2 protein-coding genes are annotated in these 2,001 nt (G+C 67.9%); one reads left to right on the forward strand and one right to left on the reverse strand.

The window, feature by feature from the left end; translation table 11 throughout:
- Positions 1-215: 215 nt before the first annotated feature.
- Positions 216-1,748: a hypothetical protein gene (locus JCM9942_RS14725; RefSeq protein ID WP_256202397.1), complete on the reverse strand. Its 1,533-nt coding sequence runs from the start codon at positions 1,746-1,748 to the stop codon at positions 216-218.
- A 153-nt stretch (positions 1,749-1,901) separates the two neighbouring features.
- Between JCM9942_RS14725 and JCM9942_RS14730 the strand changes: the two genes are divergently transcribed.
- A partial coding sequence (locus JCM9942_RS14730) for a metal-sensing transcriptional repressor (protein WP_157722960.1) occupies positions 1,902-2,001 on the forward strand: 100 nt, incomplete at its 3' end.

Below are 2,001 nucleotides of genomic sequence, written 5' to 3' on the forward strand. Positions count from 1 at the left end.
CTACTCCCGGCTGGGGAGTGGTGCCCTGCGGCGGGGACGCCCGGCGCAGAATCGGCGTGGCTGCGCTCAATAGCGCGCGGCAGTCAGCGGCGCATCGGCCCACTGCCAGGCGGTGGCCTGCTGGCGAAAGGTTTCGTGCGCGGCATCGGCTTGGCCCAGGGCCTGCTGTGCCTGCGCCAGGCCGAACAGCGACCAGCCGTTGAGCGGATAGGTCTTCAGATCCTGGTTGAAGCTTCCGCCGCGCCGTTGGCATCGCCGTTTTCCAGCAGCGCGGCGCCCAGATACGGGCGTACCGGCAGGGGCCAGTCGGCCGGCTCGTTGTAGGCCAGTGCGTCCTCGGCCGCGGTGGCTTCGCGCAGGCGGGTGATCGCGTCGCGATGATTTCCCTGTGCTCGCAGCAACTCGCCCTGTAGCAGCCCATCGGCGACCCGCAGGACATTGTCGGCGTGATTGATGGCGAAGAAGCTCACCTGCGCCATCGCCGGATCGATGGCGATCGCATGCAGCGCGTCGGCTTCTTTTTCCGCTTGATCCACGGCACCTTTGCGCAGCTGGGCCATGCCGCGGGCGAAGTGGCGTATCGCGGCCGGATAGGGCAATTCCGATGGCGTGCTGGTGTCGGACAGGATCGCGTCCCAGTCGCCGAAGCGGACCTGGGTGAGCAGCGGCGCGACCACGAACTGTTGCATGAACTGCATCGTCGCCTCGCCCATGGCGCTGCGGTCGGCGCGCTCGGCCGTCTGCTTTGCCGCCTGCAGCGCCAGCGTGCGTGAGCCGGTCAGGCCGGTGGTCATCGTCGCGAAGTGCCAGTTGTGTGGCACATAACCCAGCGGATATACGCCGTTGCTGCCGCGGCATACGGCCAGGAAGTCCTTGTCGGCGGTGGTGGCGGCCAGATTGGTCAGGGTCGCATCGTGGTAGCGGCCGACGCGGATGTAGATATGGGCGGGCATATGCACCAGATGCCCGGAGCCGGGCGCCAGCGCCGCCAGGGTATCGGCATAGGGTTCGCCGCGCTTGGGGTCGGGGGAGGCCTCGATGGCGTGGATGTAGTAGTGCATCGCACCGATGTGGCGCGGATTGCGCGCCAGCACGCGCTCCAGTTCGCCGACGAGCTTCGGGGTGAACTGCGCCGGTGAGCCGTCCGCGTTCCAGTAGGCCCACGGCGACAGATCCATCAGCGCCTCGGCATACAGGGTGGCCGCGTCGTCATCGTCCGGGAACTGCGCGACCACCTGGGCCATCGCCTCGGCATAGGCGTGGTCCAGTGGTGCGCGGTCGTCCGGTGCCGGGGCGAGATAGCGCTTCTGCAGTGCCTGGATCAGGGCCTGATCGACCGGTCGCGCGCTGCCGGCCAGATGCGCCGCCTTTGCCGCCAGCGCGCTGGCTTCTTTGGCCGCGGCCGGGTCCATCGGCAGGTTGATGTTCGGACCCAGCACCAGCGCTTGTCCCCATGCGCACATCGCGCACTGTGGATCCAGGCGCGCCGCTTCGGCGAAGGCACGTCCGGCGGCTTCGTGGTTGAAGCCGTAGGCCAGCCGCAGGCCCTGGTCGAAATAGCGTTGTGCCATCGGTACGGGCGTGCCGATATCCCGATGCAGATCGCCAAAGGTTTCAAACAGGGGCACCGGCACCGAGTCGGGGACGGCGGCTGTCTCGATGCCGGCGTTCCCGGCCCGATCACAGCCGGTCAGCAGCAGCGCAGCCAGCGTCGATGGCAGCAGCAGGAGCGCGGATCGGCGGATCATTGTGGCGCCTCCGGAGCAGTTGACCGGGACGATACTGCGGCCCCGCGCGCGGGGTGATACCGCGCTGTGAAGGATGTGCCGGCATCTCTGGCGGGTGCAATCGCGCAGCCTGCAAAATATACTACCCCCCAGTACAAGGTATCGGGGTCGGTCATGCCGCACTCGCCGGAGGAAAAAAAGAAGGTTTTGGCCCGGGTCAAGCGCATCCGTGGCCAGTGCGATGCGCTGGAGCGCGCGCTGCAGGCCGGTGCCG

This window comes from Stenotrophomonas pictorum JCM 9942 (assembly GCF_001310775.1).
Lineage (GTDB): Bacteria > Pseudomonadota > Gammaproteobacteria > Xanthomonadales > Xanthomonadaceae > Stenotrophomonas > Stenotrophomonas pictorum.